Origin of the sequence: Streptomyces sp. NPDC059695, from assembly GCF_042733785.1 — a bacterium.
Classification (GTDB): Bacteria; Actinomycetota; Actinomycetes; order Streptomycetales; family Streptomycetaceae; genus Streptomyces.
In genome coordinates this window covers 14,624-32,660 of the sequence record NZ_JBHWFF010000052.1, presented here as the reverse complement: position 1 = coordinate 32,660, position 18,037 = coordinate 14,624, and the positions used below count along the sequence as shown (strand labels likewise).

Annotated in this window: 16 protein-coding genes; 1 reads left to right on the top strand and 15 read right to left on the bottom strand. The window is 71.6% G+C overall.

Annotated elements, in window-relative coordinates; genetic code table 11:
• Positions 1–132 precede the first annotated feature (132 nt).
• The 6 genes from ACFV2S_RS35845 to ACFV2S_RS35820 all read right to left on the bottom strand — a co-directional run bounded on the left by ACFV2S_RS35845 (position 133) and on the right by ACFV2S_RS35820 (position 5,336).
• Positions 133–702, bottom strand: coding sequence for a dienelactone hydrolase family protein (locus ACFV2S_RS35845; protein WP_385569663.1), 570 nt, complete (start codon positions 700–702; stop codon positions 133–135).
• Between the two features lie 38 nt (positions 703–740).
• Positions 741–2,327, bottom strand: coding sequence for a Na+/H+ antiporter (locus ACFV2S_RS35840; protein ID WP_385569658.1), 1,587 nt, complete (start codon positions 2,325–2,327; stop codon positions 741–743).
• A 55-nt stretch (positions 2,328–2,382) separates the two neighbouring features.
• Entirely contained in the window at positions 2,383–2,850 is a 468-nt protein-coding gene (locus ACFV2S_RS35835) for a GNAT family N-acetyltransferase (protein ID WP_385569655.1), read from the bottom strand.
• Positions 2,847–3,788, bottom strand: coding sequence for an RluA family pseudouridine synthase (locus ACFV2S_RS35830; protein WP_385569651.1), 942 nt, complete (start codon positions 3,786–3,788; stop codon positions 2,847–2,849). Before ACFV2S_RS35830 ends, ACFV2S_RS35835 begins: the two co-directional genes overlap by 4 nt.
• 43 nt (positions 3,789–3,831) lie before the next feature.
• On the bottom strand, positions 3,832–4,437 hold the full coding sequence (lspA, locus tag ACFV2S_RS35825; protein WP_385569648.1) for a signal peptidase II: 606 nt from the start codon (positions 4,435–4,437) through the stop codon (positions 3,832–3,834).
• Positions 4,438–4,517: 80 nt separating this feature from the next.
• On the bottom strand, positions 4,518–5,336 hold the full coding sequence (locus ACFV2S_RS35820; protein WP_385569644.1) for a TraR/DksA family transcriptional regulator: 819 nt from the start codon (positions 5,334–5,336) through the stop codon (positions 4,518–4,520).
• A gap of 543 nt (positions 5,337–5,879) precedes the next feature.
• Here ACFV2S_RS35820 and ileS point away from each other — a divergent pair.
• Positions 5,880–9,014: an isoleucine--tRNA ligase gene (ileS, locus tag ACFV2S_RS35815; RefSeq protein WP_385569641.1), complete on the top strand. Its 3,135-nt coding sequence runs from the start codon at positions 5,880–5,882 to the stop codon at positions 9,012–9,014.
• Between the two features lie 522 nt (positions 9,015–9,536).
• On the opposite strand, the gene ACFV2S_RS35810 is transcribed toward ileS, so the two are convergent.
• The 9 genes from ACFV2S_RS35810 to ftsW all read right to left on the bottom strand — a co-directional run bounded on the left by ACFV2S_RS35810 (position 9,537) and on the right by ftsW (position 18,033).
• Complete coding sequence (locus ACFV2S_RS35810; RefSeq protein ID WP_385569637.1) at positions 9,537–10,643, bottom strand: DivIVA domain-containing protein; 1,107 nt, start codon at positions 10,641–10,643, stop codon at positions 9,537–9,539.
• Between the two features lie 67 nt (positions 10,644–10,710).
• Positions 10,711–11,001 (bottom strand): YggT family protein, encoded by a 291-nt coding sequence (locus ACFV2S_RS35805; protein WP_017238790.1) that lies wholly within the window; start codon positions 10,999–11,001, stop codon positions 10,711–10,713.
• A gap of 80 nt (positions 11,002–11,081) precedes the next feature.
• Complete coding sequence (locus tag ACFV2S_RS35800; protein ID WP_383793148.1) at positions 11,082–11,702, bottom strand: cell division protein SepF; 621 nt, start codon at positions 11,700–11,702, stop codon at positions 11,082–11,084.
• Between the two features lie 122 nt (positions 11,703–11,824).
• Positions 11,825–12,544 (bottom strand): YggS family pyridoxal phosphate-dependent enzyme, encoded by a 720-nt coding sequence (locus ACFV2S_RS35795; RefSeq protein ID WP_385569631.1) that lies wholly within the window; start codon positions 12,542–12,544, stop codon positions 11,825–11,827.
• Positions 12,544–13,281, bottom strand: a complete 738-nt coding sequence (gene pgeF, locus ACFV2S_RS35790) for a peptidoglycan editing factor PgeF (RefSeq protein ID WP_385569627.1) — start codon at positions 13,279–13,281, stop codon at positions 12,544–12,546. The genes ACFV2S_RS35795 and pgeF overlap by 1 nt, the downstream gene beginning before the upstream one ends.
• On the bottom strand, positions 13,278–14,492 hold the full coding sequence (gene ftsZ / locus ACFV2S_RS35785; protein WP_383793155.1) for a cell division protein FtsZ: 1,215 nt from the start codon (positions 14,490–14,492) through the stop codon (positions 13,278–13,280). The genes pgeF and ftsZ overlap by 4 nt, the downstream gene beginning before the upstream one ends.
• Before the next feature lie 278 nt (positions 14,493–14,770).
• Complete coding sequence (locus ACFV2S_RS35780) at positions 14,771–15,571, bottom strand: cell division protein FtsQ/DivIB (RefSeq protein WP_385569620.1); 801 nt, start codon at positions 15,569–15,571, stop codon at positions 14,771–14,773.
• Positions 15,572–15,591: 20 nt separating this feature from the next.
• Positions 15,592–16,686, bottom strand: coding sequence for an undecaprenyldiphospho-muramoylpentapeptide beta-N-acetylglucosaminyltransferase (gene murG, locus ACFV2S_RS35775; protein WP_366039522.1), 1,095 nt, complete (start codon positions 16,684–16,686; stop codon positions 15,592–15,594).
• A gap of 6 nt (positions 16,687–16,692) precedes the next feature.
• Positions 16,693–18,033: a putative lipid II flippase FtsW gene (gene ftsW / locus ACFV2S_RS35770; protein WP_385569613.1), complete on the bottom strand. Its 1,341-nt coding sequence runs from the start codon at positions 18,031–18,033 to the stop codon at positions 16,693–16,695.
• Positions 18,034–18,037: the final 4 nt, after the last annotated feature.

The following is an 18,037-nucleotide window of genomic DNA, read 5'->3' as shown; positions in this document are numbered from 1 at the left end:
CTCTCCCGGGGGCCAGGGGTCACCCTACCACACTCCCCCGGGCCGCGTGCCCGGGCGTGCGGGGGCGCGCGCGGCCCCCGGGGTGGCCCCGCGGCGCCCCCCCGCCCCCCCACGCCCCTTCTCCGTGCCGTCCTACAGGCTGTCCAGGAAGGACATCGCCACCGCCCAGGTCCGCTCCGCGGCCTCCTCGTCCCAGTCGGGCAGCTCCGGGTCCGTGTACACGTGGCCCGCGCCCCGGTAGCGGTAGACCTCCACGTCCGCCCCGGCCCTGCGCATCTGGAGGTACCAGGAGGACAGCCAGTCGTCCGTCTCGAACGGGTCGGGCTCGGCGACGTGCAGCTGGACCGGCAGCTCGTCCACCGAGGCGGACTCCGCGATGTCCGAGGTGCCGTGGAGCAGCAGCAGCCCGCGCGCCTTCTCGTCCCCGAGCGCCAGGGTCTGCGCGATCGAGGCACCGAGGGAGAGACCCATGTAGACAAGGCCCCGCTCCGAGTAGGGCGCGGCGGCCAGGACCGCCCGCTTCAGCAGCTCGTCCTTCCCGATCTCGTCCCGCAGCACCACGCCCTCCTCGACGGTCCCGACCGTCCGGCCCTCGTAGAGGTCCGGAGTCCAGACCTGGTGCCCGGCGGCCCGGAGCCGCTCGGCGGCGGCCTCGACGGAAGGGGTCAGCCCGTAGGCCGAGTGGAAGAGCATGATGTCCATGCGTCCCATCCTGCCACCCGGCGGCGGGCGCCCGGCCGTCAGCGCAGGCTGCGCACGTCCAGCTGGCGCAGCACCCGGTCCACCACCTCGGGGTCGGCGCCCGGTTCGCTGCGCGCCGCGAGGACCTCGTGCCGGGCGGCCGACATCAGCTCCCGCTGGATCCGCTGCACCGCCTTGAACCGCTTGGTCCGCTCCACGAAGGCGGCCCGCCGTTCGTCGTCCACCATGTCGGGGCTGATCCGCGCCCCGATGTCGTACGCCCCGCGCAGCAGCCGCTCCTGGACCTCCTCGGGCAGCTCCTCCACCTCCTCGATCTCCTTCAGTCTGCGCTTGGCCGCCTTCGCGGCCCGGATCGCGAGCTCCCGCTCCAGGGCCCGCTCGGCGTCGGCGTCGGCCCGCACCCCGAGCCGCTTGACCAGCCAGGGCAGGGTGAGTCCCTGGAAGACGAGGGTGGCGATGATCACGCAGAAGGCGATGAAGACGATCTCGTCGCGGCCGGGGAAGGGCGCGCCGTCGTCGGTGCGGAGCGGGATGGCGAGCGCCAGCGCGACCGAGGCCACCCCCCGCATCCCCGCCCACCACATGACGACCGTCTCCCGCCAGCTCATCGGGATCTCCTCGTCGACGTCCCGGAGCGTGTGCAGCCGCTTCGCCAGCCAGGTGGCGGGGAGCAGCCAGAGGAGCCGCACGCCGACGACCACGCCGACGACGGCGGCGCCCCAGCCGAGCATCTGCCAGCCGCGTCCCTCGGCCACGCCGAAGACGTGGATGAGCTCCAGCCCGATGAGGCCGAAGGCGATGCCGGTGACGAGGGTGTCGACGATCTGCCAGAAGGTCTGCCCGGCGAGCCGGCCCATGACGTCGTCGGCGTCGGACGCGTGCTCGGCCAGGAACAGCGCGGTGACCAGGACGGCGAGGACGCCGGAGCCGTGCAGCTCCTCGGCGAGGACATAGCTCACGAAGGGGACGAGGAGCGTGAGGCCGGTCTGCAGGGTGACGTCGCCGAGGAGCCCGATGAGCTTGTGGGAGAGCCAGCCGAGCGCCAGACCGATGGCCACGGCGACCACGGCGGACAGCACGAACTCGCCGAGCGCCTCGGGCCAGGAGAAGGAGCCGCTGACGACGGCGGCGATCGCCACGTGGTAGAGCACGATGGCCGTGACGTCGTTGAAGAGCCCCTCGCCCTCCAGAATCGACACGAGCCGGCGGGGCAGGCCGAGCGAGCCGGCCACGGCGGTCGCGGCGACCGGGTCCGGCGGCGCGACCAGGGCGCCGAGCGCGAGCGCGGCGGCCAGCGGAAGGCCCGGCACGAGCGAGTGCGCGACGGCGCCGACGGCGGCGGTGGTGACGAAGACCAGGGCGACCGCGAGCAGGAAGATGGGCCGCCGGTTGGCCGCGAACTGCCGCCAGGAGGTGCGCTGCACGGAGGCGTACAGCAGCGGCGGCAGCACCAGCGGGAGGATGAACTCCGGTGGGATGTCGACGTTCGGCACGAAGGGCAGGAAGGCCAGCGCGATCCCGATGAGGGTCATCAGGACGGGCGCGGGCAGTCCCAGCCGGTCGCCGAGCGGCACGGTGAGCAGGGCGCCGAGGAGCAGCAGGAAGAGCAGGGCCAATTGATCCACGGCCCCACCCTGTCACGTACGTCCGTTTTGGAGGCAATCGCCCCCGCTGGAGGCTTTAGAGCGTGCGCCTCATGGCCCGGTGCGGCATCCCCGCGTCCGGGAACTCGGGGCCGTACGCCACGTACCCCAGCCGCTCGTAGAAGCCCAGCGCGTGGGTCTGCGCGTGCAGGTCGACGGCGCTCAGACCGCGCTCCCGGGCCGCGCCCTCGATGCCGCGCACGAGCGCCGCGCCGATCCCGAGACCGCGCGCCGCCTTGGCGACCGCCAGCCGGCCGAGCGAGCCCACGGAGGCGTCCCCGCCGGTCCTGCCGAGCGCGTCCGCCCCGTGCAGCAGGCGTCCGGTGCCCAGCGGCTCCCCGTCCGCGCGGACCGCGAGCACGTGCACGGCGGTCGCGTCGTACGGGTCGTACTCCAGCTCCTGCGGAACGCCCTGCTCCTCGACGAAGACCTCGCGGCGCACCGCGAAGCACGCCTCCCGGTCCCCCTCGGCGACGGCCTCGCGGACGCTGTACGTGTCGCTCACTGGCTCTCCGAGGCGATCCGGTCGAGGGCCTTCTGCAGGTCCTCGGGGTAGGTGCTGGCGAACTCCACCCAGGACCCGTCGCCCGGGTGCTCGAAGCCGAGGCGGACGGCGTGCAGCCACTGCCGGGTCAGGCCGAGGCGCTTGGCGAGCGTCGGGTCGGCGCCGTAGGTGAGGTCGCCGACGCAGGGGTGGCGGTGGGCGGACATGTGCACCCGGATCTGGTGCGTGCGGCCCGTCTCCAGCTTGATGTCGAGCAGGGAGGCCGACCGGTACGCCTCGATCAGGTCGTAGTGCGTGACGGAGGGCTTGCCCTCGGCGGTGACCGCCCACTTGTAGTCGTGGTTCGGGTGCCGGCCGATCGGCGCGTCGATGGTGCCGCTCATCGGGTCCGGGTGGCCCTGGACCAGCGCGTGGTAGCGCTTGTCGACCGTGCGCTCCTTGAACTGGCGCTTCAGCGAGGTGTACGCGTACTCGGACTTGGCGACCACCATCAGACCGGAGGTGCCGACGTCGAGGCGGTGCACGATGCCCTGGCGCTCGGCGGCGCCGGAGGTGGAGATGCGGTACCCGGCGGCGGCGAGACCGCCGATGACCGTGGTGCCGGTCCAGCCGGGGCTGGGGTGCGCGGCGACGCCGATCGGCTTCATGATCACGACGATGTCGTCGTCGTCGTGGACGATCTCCATGCCCTCGACGGGCTCCGCGACGATCTGCACGGGCGCGGGCGCCCCCGGCATCTCGACCTCGAGCCACGCGCCGCCGCTGACCCGCTCGGACTTGCCGACGACGGAGCCGTCGACCTGGACCTTCCCGGCGGCGGCCAGCTCGGCCGCCTTCGTACGGGAGAACCCGAACATACGGGCGATGGCGGCGTCGACGCGCTCGCCCTCCAGGCCATCGGGAACGGGCAGGGTGCGGATCTCGGGACTCGTGCTCACCCGTCGAGTATGCCTTGTGCCGGGAGTGCTCGGTCCTGCGTGCTCAGTCCTTGTGGACGGTGCCGTCGGGGTCCAGGCCCCGGAACGACAGGATGACGATCAGGATGCCGCCGCAGACGATCGCCGAGTCGGCGAGGTTGAAGACGGCGAAGTGCGCGGGGGCGATGAAGTCCACGACCGCGCCCTCGAAGACGCCCGGGGCCCGGAAGATCCGGTCCGTGAGGTTGCCCAGCGCGCCGCCGAGCAGCAGACCGAGCGCGATCGCCCAGGGCAGGCTGTAGAGCTTCCGGGCCAGCCGGATGATCACGACGATCACGGCGGCCGCGATGCAGGTGAAGATGATCGTGAAGGCCTCGCCCATGCCGAACGCGGCGCCCGGGTTCCGGATGGCGTCGAGCCGCAGCAGGTCGCCGACCAGCTCGATCGGCTCGTGGCCCTCCAGCTTGGCGACCACGAGCATCTTGCTGCCGAGGTCGAGCAGGTAGGCGAGCACGGCCACGACGAAGAGGGCGACGATCCGGCGCCTGCCCCTGGGCCGCTCCTCGGGAGCGGCCGCGCCGTCGGGGGTGGCCGCACCGTCGTCGGGGGCGGCCGTCTCGTCGGCCCCTGCTGAATCCGGCGTACCGATGATGCGCTCCACCTCTGCCACGTGAGTGAGTCCCTCGACCTCGATGCCTGACCGTGCACCGAGGGTACGACACAGGTGTACGGGACCGGCAGCCGAGATCGTCAGCCGCGCCGCTCCTGTCGCTGTTTGTCCTCGACGCAGAGCGTGGCCCGGGGGAAGGCCTGCATCCGCGCCTTGCCGATCGGCTTGCCACAGACCTCGCAGAGGCCGTACGTGCCCGCGTCGAGCCGCTCCAGGGCGTGCTCGCTCTGCTCCAGCATCTCCTGGGCGTTCGCCGCGAGGGCCAGCTCGTGCTCGCGCGTGATGTTCTTGGAGCCGGTGTCGGCCTGGTCGTCCCCGGCGCCGTCGCCGGAGTCCCGCATGAGACCCGTCAGCTCCTCCTGGGAGTGGACGAGCTCGCTGCGCAGCCGCAGCACCTCCGCCTGGAGGCCGCTGCGGGCCTCGGCGACCTCCTCCGGCGTCCACGGGTCCTCGCCTGGACGCACCGCGAGCTCACCGGCGCGCGCGGGGGGCACCGCCGCCTCGTCCCCGACGGTCGTGACGCCACCCGCGGTCTTCTTCGCTGCCACCGTCCTGGCTCCTGTCTGCTTCTTCGCGGCGGGCGCCTTCCTGGCGGCCGCCTTCTTCGCCACGGCCTTCTTGGCCGGCGTCTGCGGGGGTGAGGCCGCGGCGGTCTCCGTCGCGTCCTCGGCGTCCGCCCTGCGGACCGCGGCCTTCCCGGCGGCCGCCTTCTTCGCGGCGGGCGCCTTCCTCGCGGCCGCCTTCTTCCCGGCGGTCTTCCTCGCGGCGGTCTTCCCGGCGACCGCGACCGGCTTGCCGTCGACCGTCGACTTCGTGCCGGACACGTCCTTGGCGCCCTCGTCCGGACCGGCGGAACCGGCGACCGAGGGCTTCTTCGCGGCGGTCTTCTTCGCCACCATGTCGCGGCCCCTTCACATTTTGTGATCTTGCTCGCGAATCGTGCTGGGACGATAAATCGGCCCAAGGCCCGCGGCAACGGGGCACGCCGCCGTTCCCACCCGCCCCCGCTCCCCGCGGGGCGGGCCTGCCTCCGTTGTGCCCAGCTCCCCGCCCGGTTATCCGTCCCGCCGCTCCCCCACATGGCCGCACGGGAAGTCGGGCGCGGCCGGTGTGGCCATTCGGGTCACGCGAAAACCGGTCGGCCGCCGCCTCCGGCGGCCCGTACACTGGCGGGAGCGAAAGGCTTGGATGGGGACGAGTAGCGTCGCAAGCAGCCATGAGCGACCCGGGGACGGTGAGAGCCCGGGGGCGAGCCCGATGTGAAGCATCACCCCGGAGCCGTCGGAAGAAAGCCGTGCGGGAGCACGGCGAGTAGAACCGGCGTCGCGACCCCAATGAGGGGGCTCAGGGCGTCCGTGCCCGGGGCCAAGGAGGGTGGTACCGCGGGAGCAGTGCTCTCGTCCCTCCGGACGGAACGAGGCACATCCGCCGGAGGAAGATCGATGTCTTCGCAGTACCGCCAGGTACCCGCCCAGGTAGACCTGTCCGCGCTCGAGCACGCCGTGCTCGACTTCTGGCGCGACAACAAGGTCTTCGCCAAGACCCTGGAGCAGTCCGAGGGACGCCCCGAGTGGGTGTTCTACGAGGGCCCGCCGACCGCCAACGGCATGCCGGGCGCCCACCACATCGAGGCCCGCGTCTTCAAGGACGTGTTCCCCCGCTTCCGGACCATGCGCGGCTACCACGTCGCCCGCAAGGCCGGCTGGGACTGCCACGGCCTGCCGGTCGAGCTCGCCGTCGAGAAGGAGCTCGGCTTCTCCGGCAAGAAGGACATCGAGGCGTACGGCATCGCCGAGTTCAACGAGAAGTGCCGCGAGTCCGTGACCCGGCACACCGACGCCTTCGCCGAGCTCACGACCCGCATGGGCTACTGGGTCGACCTCGACGACGCGTACCGGACCATGGACCCCTCGTACATCGAGTCGGTCTGGTGGTCCCTGAAGCAGATCTTCGAAAAGGACCTCCTGGTCCAGGACCACCGCGTCGCCCCCTGGTGCCCCCGCTGCGGCACCGGCCTCTCCGACCACGAGCTGGCGCAGGGCTACGAGACGGTCGTCGACCCCTCCGTGTACGTGCGCTTCCCGCTCACCTCCGGCCCGCTCGCGGGCAAGGCGGCGCTCCTCGTCTGGACGACGACCCCCTGGACCCTGGTGTCCAACACCGCGGTCGCCGCCCACCCCGAGGTGACCTACGTGGTCGCCACCGACGGCGACGAGCGCGTCGTCGTCGCCCAGCCGCTGGTCGAGAAGGCGCTCGGCGAGGGCTGGGTCACCACGGGCGAGTCCTTCACGGGCGCGGAGATGGAGCGCTGGACGTACCAGCGCCCCTTCGAGCTGATCGACTTCCCCGCCGAGGCGCACTACGTCGTCAACGCCGAGTACGTCACGACCGAGGACGGCACCGGTCTGGTCCACCAGTCCCCCGCCTTCGGCGAGGACGACCTCAAGGTCTGCAAGGCGTACGGCCTGCCGGTCGTGAACCCGGTCCGCCCCGACGGCACCTTCGAGGAGGACGTGCCGCTGGTCGGCGGCGTCTTCTTCAAGAAGGCCGACGAGGCGCTCACCGCCGACCTGGACGCGCGCGGCCTGCTCTTCCGGCACATCGCGTACGAGCACAGCTACCCGCACTGCTGGCGCTGCCACACGGCCCTGCTCTACTACGCGCAGCCGTCCTGGTACATCCGTACGACCGCGGTCAAGGACCGCATGCTGGCGGAGAACGAGCGGACCAACTGGTTCCCGGAGTCGGTCAAGCACGGCCGCTTCGGCGACTGGCTGACGAACAACGTCGACTGGGCGCTCTCCCGGAACCGCTACTGGGGCACCCCGCTGCCGATCTGGCGCTGCGAGGACGACCACCTGACCTGCGTGGGCTCACGCGCGGAGCTCACCGAGCTCACCGGCACCGACCAGTCGGAGCTGGACCCGCACCGCCCGTTCATCGACGCGGTCACCTTCCCGTGCCCCACCTGCGCGAAGACCGCCACGCGCGTGCCGGAGGTCATCGACGCCTGGTACGACTCGGGTTCGATGCCGTTCGCGCAGTACGGCTACCCGTACCAGAACAAGGAACTGTTCGAGTCCCGCTACCCGGCGCAGTTCATCAGCGAGGCCATCGACCAGACCCGCGGCTGGTTCTACACGCTGATGGCCGTCGGCACCCTCGTCTTCGACAAGTCGTCCTACGAGAACGTGGTCTGCCTGGGCCACATCCTCGCCGAGGACGGCCGCAAGATGTCCAAGCACCTGGGCAACATCCTCCAGCCCATCCCGCTGATGGACCAGCACGGCGCCGACGCCGTCCGCTGGTTCATGGCGGCCGGCGGCTCCCCGTGGGCGGCGCGCCGCGTGGGCCACGGCACCATCCAGGAGGTCGTGCGCAAGACCCTCCTCACGTACTGGAACACGGTGGCCTTCCAGGCGCTGTACGCCCGTACGTCCGGCTGGGCGCCCTCAGCGGCGGACCCGGCTCCGGCCGACCGCACGGTCCTCGACCGCTGGCTGCTGTCCGAGCTGAACACCCTGGTCGCCGAGACGACCGAGGCGATGGAGGCGTACGACACCCAGCGCACCGGCAAGCTCGTCTCCGCCTTCGTCGACGACCTGTCCAACTGGTACGTGCGCCGCTCGCGCCGCCGCTTCTGGCAGGGCGACGCCTCCGCGCTCCGCACCCTCCACGACGTCGTCGAGACGGTCACCCGCCTGATGGCCCCGCTGACCCCGTTCATCACCGAGCGGGTCTGGCAGGACCTGGTGGTGCCCGTGACGCCGGACGCCCCGGAGTCCGTCCACCTCTCCACCTGGCCGGAGGCGGACGCCTCGCTGATCGACGGCGCCCTCTCCGAGCAGATGCTCCTGGTGCGCCGCCTGGTCGAGCTGGGCCGGGCGACGCGGGCCGAGTCGGGCGTGAAGACCCGTCAGCCGCTCTCCCGCGCGCTGGTCGCGGCGACGGGCTTCACGGCGCTGTCGCCGGAGCTCCGGGCGCAGATCACGGAGGAGCTCAACGTCTCCTCCCTGGCCTCCCTGTCGGAGGTGGGCGGTTCGCTCGTCGACACCACCGCCAAGGCGAACTTCCGCGCGCTCGGCAAGCGCTTCGGCAAGGGAGTCCAGGACGTGGCGAAGGCGGTGGCCGCGGCCGACGCGGCGGCCCTCTCCCTGGCCCTCCGCTCGGGCGAGGCGACCCTCTCGGTGAACGGCGAGGAGATCACCGTCACCCCGGAGGAGATCATCATCACGGAGACCCCCCGTGAGGGCTGGTCGGTCGCCTCCGACGCGGGCGCGACGGTCGCCCTGGACCTGGAGATCACCCCGGAGCTCCGGCGCGCGGGCCTGGCCCGTGACGCGATCCGCCTGATCCAGGAGGCCCGCAAGAACAGCGGCCTGGACGTGGCGGACCGGATCGCGCTGCGGTGGACGTCCACGTCCCCGGAGACGACGGACGCGCTGACGGCGCACGCGGAGCTGATCGCGGACGAGGTGCTGGCGACGGACTACGCGGAGGGCGGGGCCGACGACACGTACGGCACGCCGTTCGAGGACGAGACCCTCCCCCTCACCTTCCGCCTCCGCAAGGCGTAACCCCCACCCCGAAGGGCCCGCCACCACCCGGTGCCGGGCCCTTCGGCCGTCGCGGGCGGCACCGAGGCCATTGGCGGGCCCACGTCCCCCGTTGCGGGCCATCGTTCCGCCGGGGCGGTGCCCACCCCCGTTGTGGGCAATCGTTCCGCAGGGCGGAACGGGTGGGCACAACGGAACGGCGCCCCGTGCCGGGCCCAGGCTTCCGCGCCCTGACCCGCACCCATGGTGACGGCGCCCTGGTGGTGCTGGTCCAGGCACAGAACGCGGAGGCGCCGCTGAAGCGCGCCGTCCCGTGTGCCCACCCGTCCCGCCCCAGCGGGACGATTGCCCACACGGGCGCGGGCGCAAGCCCACACGGGCGCGGGCGAACGCCCAGCAGGGGCGCGGGCCGACACGGACCCGGGCGGAGGCCCACGCGGGCAGGGGCGCGGGTGGAGACGCCGAAGGGCCGGTTCCCGTGAGGGGAACCGGCCCTTCAAGACTGCCGACGGCTACGCGCTCAGCACGCGTAGACCCGCCGCGTCAGTTGTCGTCCTCGTCGATCAGGAAGCCCCGCATCGGCGCCGGCGCCTGCTGCATCGGCTGCGGCGCCTGCGGCCGGACCGGAGCCATCGGCTGGGTCATCGCCGGGGACATCTGCTGCTGGCCGCCGTAGGACGGGGCACCGCCCATGGACGGGGCACCACCCATCGCGCCGTTGCCGTAGGACGGCGCGCCGGCGCCGGCCGAGGCCATCGACGGGGCCGGCGGCAGCGAGGCCGCGGCCGGGGTGCGCGGCGGAGCCAGCGAGTCGTCCGCCTGGGTCTCCAGCTGACGCAGCTGGGACTCCAGGTAGGACTTCAGACGCGTGCGGTACTCGCGCTCGAAGCCGCGCAGGTCCTCGACCTTGCGCTCCAGCGTGGCGCGGGCGGACTCCAGGGAGCCCATCGCGACGCGGTGCTTCTCCTGCGCGTCCCGCTCAAGAGCGTCCGCCTTGGCGCGGGCGTCCCGCTCCAGGCCCTCGGCGCGGGAGCGCGCCTCGCCGACGATCTTGTTGGCCTCGGAGCGCGCCTCGGCGATCGCCTGGTCGGCGGTCTGCTGGGCGAGCGAGAGGACACGCGCGGCACTGTCGCCACCGGGGCCCTGCTGCGGCTGCTGCTGCATCTGCGGCTGCATCTGCTGCTGCGGGTGACCCATGGGGCCGCCCTGCATCGGGCCGGGACCCATCGGACCGCCCTGCATGGGGCCGCCCTGCATCGGGCCGGGGCCCATGGGCCCGCCCTGCATGGGGCCGCCCTGCATGGGGCCGGGGGGAAGCGCGGGGGCACCGGACGGCAGCTGCGGCGGACCCATCTGCGGCTGCTGCTGCTGGGCCGGCGGTCCGGATATGGCGGCGGGCACGGGCGCGCCGGGACCGACGGGACGATCCTGCGGCTCCGGGGGCTTGCGCATGCCCTGCTGCTGGTTCTGCGCGGCGGCACGCGTCGCGGCGGCCAGCTTGGCGCGCAGGTCCTCGTTCTCGCGGAGCAGGCGGGTCAGTTCGGCTTCGACCTCGTCGAGGAAGGCATCGACCTCGTCCTCGTCATAGCCTTCTCGGAGGCGGACGGTCGTGAACTGCTTGTTCCGCACGTCCTCGGGGGTCAGCGGCATCTCTTCTTCACCTCTACGTAGTCGTCGGCAGTCGGCAAGACCGTATCGTCCACTTGTCCCTCCACCATCACCTCGCGAAGCTGCTCACGATGGAGATCAGGATGTAGACGATGATCATCAGAACGAAGAAGGACAGGTCGAGTGCCACGCCCCCGAGACGCAGCGGCGGGATGAGTCGCCGCAGAAGCTTGAGCGGTGGATCGGTGACAGTGTAGGTGGCCTCAAGGACGACCACCATCGCCTTACCGGGTTGCCATGAACGGGCGAACTGGAAGACGTAGTCCATGACAAGCCGGACGATCAGGAGGACGAGGAAGCACATCAGCACGATGTAGACCACCTGTAGTGCGACGCCCATCCCGCGTTTCCCTCTCCCCTGGTTTTCGTGCTCTCGCTCGTCCGGCCGCCTCGCGACCGGTCCGTCCGGTTCTCGTGTTCTCAGCTCTGGTTGAAGAATCCGCCCTCTGCGATCCGGGCCTTGTCCTCCGCCGTGACATCGACGTTAGCAGGCGACAACAGGAACACCTTCTGCGTCACGCGCTCAATGCTGCCATGGAGCCCGAAGACGAGTCCGGCGGCAAAGTCGACAAGTCGCTTCGCGTCCGTGTCGTCCATCTCCGTGAGGTTCATGATCACCGGGGTGCCCTCACGGAAGTGTTCCCCGATGGTACGGGCCTCGTTGTAGGTCCGCGGGTGCAGCGTGGTGATGCGGTACGGCTCCCGCTCGGACACGACCTTGGGCATGATCACCGGTGCGTTCTTCTCCAGGCTCGGGCGTTCGGGTGTGATGGATGCCACGGGGGCAATTCGGGCCGGACGTCCGCTTTCGGCGAGTACCGGGACAGAATGAGCGATCGGCTCCCGGGGGGCCGGGGGCTGCGGCACGCGTACCGGCTCCTCGCGCTCCACCTGCCGCGGGGGGGTGTGGCGCCGCTCGCGCTCGGGTTCCGGCTCCAGCTCGGGTTCGAAGTCGTCGTCGGGGTCGAAGCCCCGGCCGTCGTACCCATCGTCCTCCACGAGGCCGAGGTAGACCGCCATCTTGCGCATCGCGCCGGCCATGCTCTGAGTCCTCCGCTCTGTGGTGGATCGGCCTTGTCACCAAGTGCCGGCGATCCACGGGCCACCCCGCCGTTCTGCGGAATGACCATATTTTCTGCTGTGGTCCGACTTGCTTCGCGACGTTACCCGAGCTTCGGGCGCACACCGAGTACCGCCGTACCGACGCGTACGTGTGTCGCCCCGGCTGCGACGGCCTCCTCGAGGTCCGCACTCATCCCTGCCGACACCATGTTCGCAGCAGGACGGGTCGCGCGCAGGGCAGTCGACAAATCCATCAGCCGGTCGAAGGCGGCGCGTTGCCGTCCCGCGTACTCCCCGGCCAGCGGGGCGACGGTCATCAGTCCGTCGAGCCGCAGTCCGGGCGCGGCGTCCACGGCCGCGGCCAACTCCTCGATCCCGTCCGGCGCCACGCCGCCGCGGTCGCCCCGCGCGCCCGACTCGGCGTCGAGCGCGACCTGGATCAGACAGCCGAGCTCGCGGCCCTCCTTCTCCGCGGCCGCGGACAGGGCGGAAACGAGCTTCGACCGGTCGACGGACTGCACCACATCGGCATAACCCACCACGGATCTGACCTTGTTGGTCTGCAACTGGCCCACGAAGTGCCAGGTCAGATCGAGGTCGGCACAGGCCGCGGCCTTGGGGGCGGCGTCCTGGTCCCGGTTCTCGGCGACGTGCCGCACCCCGAGCTCGTGCAGGAGCCTGACGTCGCTCACGGGGTAGGTCTTGGTGACCACGATCAGGGTCACCTCGTCGCGCTCGCGCCCGGCGGCGGCGCACGCGGCGGCGATGCGCTCCTCCACCCGGTCCAGGTTCGCGGCGAGTTCCGACTTCCGGTCCGTCATCAGCTCTTCCCTGCCAACCAGACATATCCCGCGAGTCGCCCCGTGGTGCGGTCGCGGCGGTACGAGTAGTGGTCGCGCGACTCCAGGGTGCAGACCCCGGCGTCCGCGACGTCCCGGACCCCGAGCCGCTCCAACTGCGCGCGCACTCCGGCGGCGACGTCGACGGCGGGGGTGCCCCAGGAGGTCTCGGCGTGGGCGGCCGGTTCGACGGCCGCGACCTCGGCGCGCATCGCCTCCGGCACCTCGTAGCACCGGCCGCAGACGGCGGGTCCGGTGCGGGCGGTGATCCGGGCGGGGTCGGCGCCGAGCCTCACCATCGCCCCGACGGCGGCGGGGACGACACCGGCGACCATGCCGGGCCGTCCCGCGTGGGCGGCCGAGACGACTCCGGCGACGGGGTCGGCGAGGAGGACGGGGACGCAGTCCGCGGTGAGGACGGCGAGGGCGAGTCCGGGCCGGGCGGTGACGACCGCGTCGACGGACGGGATCTCCCCGTCCCCCCACGGTGCGTCGACCTCGGCGACACCGGCTCCGTGGACCTGGTTCATCCAGACCACCCGGGCCGGGTCGAGCCCGAGGGCTCCGGCGGCCGCCGCCCGGTTGGCGAGGACGGCCGCGGGGTCGTCCCCGACCGCTCCGCCGAGGTTGAGCTCCTCGTACGGAACGGCGCTCACCCCGCCCCACCGGTCGGTGAAGGCGAAGTGCGCGCCGTTCGCGTCGAAGCGCTGTCCTATCACTTCAGGAAGTCCGGGACGTCCAGCTCCTCGGCCTGGCTGTCCGCGTACGGACGGGCCGGCGGGACGACCGGCGGAGCGGGCGTCAGCGGGGCCTCGTTGACGGCCGGGGCGGGCTCGACCGGGACGGACACCGGCTCCTCGCGCGGGGCGACGGTGCCGAGGCCGCCGTGCGGGCGGGGGCTCTCGGTGACGCGGGGCGCCGGGGCGGGCTCCTCGCGCTTGGCCGAGACCGAGCCGATGATGTTGTCCCGGCGGGCCGGCGGCTGGCCGCCGTCGAAGCCGGCCGCGATGACGGTGACGCGGACCTCGTCGCCGAGGGCGTCGTCGATGACGGCGCCGAAGATGATGTTGGCCTCGGGGTGGGCCGCCTCGCTGACCAGCTGCGCGGCCTCGTTGATCTCGAAGAGACCGAGGTCGCTGCCGCCGGAGATGGAGAGCAGCACGCCGCGGGCGCCGTCGATCGAGGCCTCCAGGAGCGGCGAGGAGATCGCCATCTCGGCCGCCGCGACCGCGCGGTCGTCGCCGCGGGCGGAGCCGATGCCCATGAGCGCCGAACCGGCCTCGGACATGACCGACTTGACGTCGGCGAAGTCGAGGTTGATCAGACCCGGGGTGGTGATGAGGTCGGTGATGCCCTGGACACCGCTCAGGAGGACCTGGTCGGCCGACTTGAAGGCGTCGAGCACGGAGACCTGGCGGTCCGAGATCGACAGCAGCCGGTCGTTCGGGATGACGATGAGGGTGTCGACCTCTTCGCGGAGCTCGGCGATGCCGTCCTCCGCCTGGTTGGCGCGGCGCCGGCCCTCGAAGGTGAACGGCCTGGTGACCACACCGATCGTCAGGGCGCCGAGCGAGCGCGCGATGTTGGCGACGACGGGTGCGCCGCCGGTGCCGGTGCCGCCGCCTTCGCCGGCGGTGACGAAGACCATGTCGGCCCCCTTGAGGACCTCCTCGATCTCCTCACGGTGGTCCTCTGCCGCCTTGCGACCGACGGCCGGGTTGGCCCCGGCCCCGAGGCCGCGGGTGAGTTCACGGCCGACGTCGAGCTTGACGTCGGCGTCGCTCATCAACAGCGCTTGCGCGTCGGTGTTGATCGCGATGAACTCGACGCCCTTGAGACCGACCTCGATCATTCGGTTGATGGCATTGACACCACCGCCGCCGACACCGATGACCTTGATGACTGCGAGGTAGTTCTGCGGTGCTGCCACGTCGAAGGCCTCTCGCCTCGAGTTACGTGTCGTCGCTGCGCGGTTGGTCGCGCCGCTCCGACGGATGCCGATTGGGACGGTCCGAAACGCCGACCCGAACCCTAACGTTGAAGTTTAGGGTTACCAGTGTCTCTGTTCGCTGGACTCTTCCGGACAGGACACTAAGTCGACAAGTGGCGCACGTTCAACGAACACGCCGAACCTCCCGTTTTTCTTTTCACCCTATGTGATCACCCGTAGCGCTGGCCAACCAGGGTGCTGGCCAGCGGAGATGCCCGTCAACTTCCGGACGAGGCGGGGGCCGTGGGGGCACTTACGTCGAAGTGCCCCGCTTTGGGGGTGGCCTTCATGAGGGCGGTCAGCACCCTGGCCTTGACCGGACCGTGCTCACCACTGCCCCAGAAGACCGTTCGGCCCCGGGTCAGCTCCAGAGTGACGGAGTCGTACGAGGTGATGCGCACGACACGAGTGTCCCGGGCGATTTCCGCCGGGAGTTCACCCCTGACGCGCACCGCCTCCCGCAGCAGCCGGTCCGCGCCGAAGCGGCGGAGGCTCGGCGAGGAGGCGCTGTCGAGGACGAGCAGGGGGACGCCGCGGGGCGCGGTGTCGACGGTGGCGAACCGCAGCCCCGTCGCGTCCACTTCGGTAAACTTTCCGCCCTTTTCGACCAGGAGGACGGGCTTCCGTTCCGTCACTTTCAGCCCGATTCCGTGCGGCCATGACCGCACGACGTCGATCGACTCGATCCGCGGCAGACTCCGCCGGAGCCGGGCCTCGATCGCGTCGGTGTCGACGGTGACGAGCGGGGCGCCCATGGGCACGGCGGCGACGGCCTCGACCTCGGCCGGCGTCAGGACCCGGGTGCCGGAAGTCTTCACACGTTCCACACGGAACCAGGTCGAGCCGTAGAGCGCCCAGACCCCGCCCGCGACGAGCGCGACGAGGCCGAGCGCCACGAGGAGCACCCGGCCCGGCACCCGGAACCGACGGTTCCGGGCGTCGGTGCCGGACGGCCGCCCCGACGACCCCTTCGGCCTTCTGGTGCCGCGTTCCTCCGCGGTCGTCGGTCCGGCTGCCACCCGGTGCCTCCTTCGGGCCGCTACGCCTGCCGGCGGGCGGCGATCGCCTCGTACACCATGCCGACGAGCAGGTCGTCGGCGTCCCGGCGGCCGAACTCGGCGGCGGCGCGGGACATCTCGTACAACCGGTGCGGATCGGCCAGTACGGGCAGGACGTTGCCCTGCACCCACTGCGGCGTCAGCTCCGCGTCGTCGACGAGGAGTCCGCCGCCGGCCTTCACCACCGGCTGGGCGTTGAGCCGCTGTTCACCGTTGCCGATGGGCAGCGGGACGTACGCGGCGGGCAGCCCGACGGCGGAGAGCTCGGCGACGGTCATGGCGCCCGCGCGGCACAGCATCATGTCGGCCGCGGCGTACGCGAGATCCATCCGGTCCACGTACGGTACCGGCACGTACGGCGGCATACCGGGCATGTTGTCGACACGCGGCATCTCGTTCTTCGGGCCGACCGCGTGCAGGATCTGGATGCCGGAGCGCTGGAGCACCGGGGCGATCTGCTGGATCACCTCGTTGAGCCGCCGGGCGCCCTGGGAGCCGCCCGAGACGAGCAGGGTCGGCAGGTTCGGGTCCAGGCCGAAGGCGGCGCGCGCCTCGGGCCGCACCCGCGCCCGGTCGAGGGTCGCGATGGTGTACCGCAGCGGGATGCCGATGTAACGGGCGTTGCGGAGCTTGCTGTCCGGGGTGGCGACGGCGACCCCGGCCGCGTAGCGCGAGCCGATCTTGTTGGCCAGGCCGGGGCGCGCGTTGGCCTCGTGGACCACGATGGGCACCCCGAGGCGCTTGGCCGCGAGATAGCCGGGCAGGGCCACGTAGCCGCCGAAGCCGACCACGCAGTCCGCCTTGGTGCGCTCCAGGACCTGCTCGGCCGCCTTGATCGTGCCGCGCAGCCGCCCGGGGACGGTGATCAGCTCGGGGGTGGGCTTGCGGGGCAGCGGTACGGCGGGGATGAGCGCCAACTCGTAGCCCCGCTCGGGCACGAGCCGGGTCTCCAGACCCTTCTCCGTGCCGAGCGCCGTGATCCCCACACTGGGGTCCTGCCTGCGCAGGGCGTCCGCGAGGGCGAGCGCGGGCTCGATGTGGCCGGCGGTCCCCCCACCGGCGAGTACGACATGCACCGAAATTCACCGCTCTCCGGACGGGCGCTTCTTGACGCGCCGTCGCATCGACTTCCATCTCTTCCCGGCCCGCTTGCCCCAGCCGGGGCGGCGCATGGCCAGGGCCGCTTTCGCGGCGGGTTCCTGTCGCGCGAAGGCGATGAGGAGCCCGACGGCGAACATGGTCGGCAGCAGGGCCGACCCTCCGTAGGAGAACAGCGGGAGCGGGACACCGGCGATCGGCAGCAGGCCGAGCACCGCACCGATGTTGATCACGGCCTGAGCCGTGATCCAGGTGGTCACACCTCCCGCGGCGAACCTCACGAAGGGGTCCTCCGTGCCTCCGGCCACGCGGATACCCGCATAGCCTAGAGCCGCGAACAGGGCGAGTACCGACAGCGTCCCCGCGAGACCCAGTTCCTCACCGGTGACCGCGAAGATGAAGTCGGTGTGCGCCTCGGGCAGTTGGCCCCATTTCTCGACGCTCGCACCGAGTCCGGAACCGAACCATCCGCCCGAGGCCAGAGCATAGATTCCGTGCGCGGCCTGCAGACAGGGGGCTCCCTCGCCACCGGGGTCGGTCGCGCCGATGCAGTCGAAGCGCTTCATCCGGTTCGCGCTCGTCTTGATGAGCAGCACGCCGATCGCGCCGGCCACCGTGAGCACCCCGACGAAGAGCCGGGTGGGTGCGCCGGCCGTCCACAGCAGGCCGAAGAGGATGGCCGCCAGGATGATCGAGGTGCCCATGTCGCCGCCGAGCATGATCAGTCCGAGCAGCATGAACGCGCCCGGGACCAGCGGCACCAGCATGTGCTTCCACTGGGTCAGCAGCCGCATGTCGTGCTTGCGGGCGAGCAGGTCGGCCCCCCACAGGATCAGCGCCAGCTTGCCGAACTCGCTGGGCTGGAGCTGGAAGGGGCCGCCGAGGGAGATCCAGTTCTGGTTGCCGTTGACCGCGTGCCCTATCCCCGGGATCTGCACGAGGACCATCAGGAAGACCGCGCCGACCAGGATCGGGTAGGCGAGCGCCCGGTGCAGCTTGACCGGCATCCGGGAGGCGACCAGGAGCAGTCCGGTGCCGAGGAGGGCGGCGATGAACTGCTTCCGGAAGAAGTAGGAGGGCACCAGGTCGTAGCGGAGCGCCGTGATCATCGAGGCGGAGTAGACCATCACGAGGCCGAGCGTGGTGATGAGCAGCCCCGCGCCGATGATCACGTAATACGCCGTGAGGGGCCTGTCCCAGGCCTTGCGGAGGCGCTCGTACATCCCCCGCACGCCCCCTCCGCGCGTCCGCCGCGGGGTCGCGGGGGCCCGCCCTCCGCCGCGTGCGGCGGAGGGCCGGCGTGTCCCGGCGATCTTGCTCGGCATGGTC

Excerpts from the sequence above, each read along its gene's own strand:
- ACFV2S_RS35800 (WP_383793148.1), bottom strand. The coding sequence starts at position 11,702 with ATGGCCGGCGCGATGCGCAAGATGGCGGTCTACCTCGGCCTCGTGGAG.
- ileS (WP_385569641.1), top strand. The coding sequence starts at position 5,880 with ATGTCTTCGCAGTACCGCCAGGTACCCGCCCAGGTAGACCTGTCCGCG.
- ACFV2S_RS35795 (WP_385569631.1), bottom strand. The coding sequence starts at position 12,544 with ATGACGGACCGGAAGTCGGAACTCGCCGCGAACCTGGACCGGGTGGAG.
- ACFV2S_RS35805 (WP_017238790.1), bottom strand. The coding sequence starts at position 11,001 with ATGGGCGTCGCACTACAGGTGGTCTACATCGTGCTGATGTGCTTCCTC.
- ACFV2S_RS35810 (WP_385569637.1), bottom strand. The coding sequence starts at position 10,643 with ATGCCGCTGACCCCCGAGGACGTGCGGAACAAGCAGTTCACGACCGTC.
- ACFV2S_RS35845 (WP_385569663.1), bottom strand. The coding sequence starts at position 702 with ATGGACATCATGCTCTTCCACTCGGCCTACGGGCTGACCCCTTCCGTC.
- ftsW (WP_385569613.1), bottom strand. The coding sequence starts at position 18,033 with ATGCCGAGCAAGATCGCCGGGACACGCCGGCCCTCCGCCGCACGCGGC.
- ACFV2S_RS35820 (WP_385569644.1), bottom strand. The coding sequence starts at position 5,336 with ATGGTGGCGAAGAAGACCGCCGCGAAGAAGCCCTCGGTCGCCGGTTCC.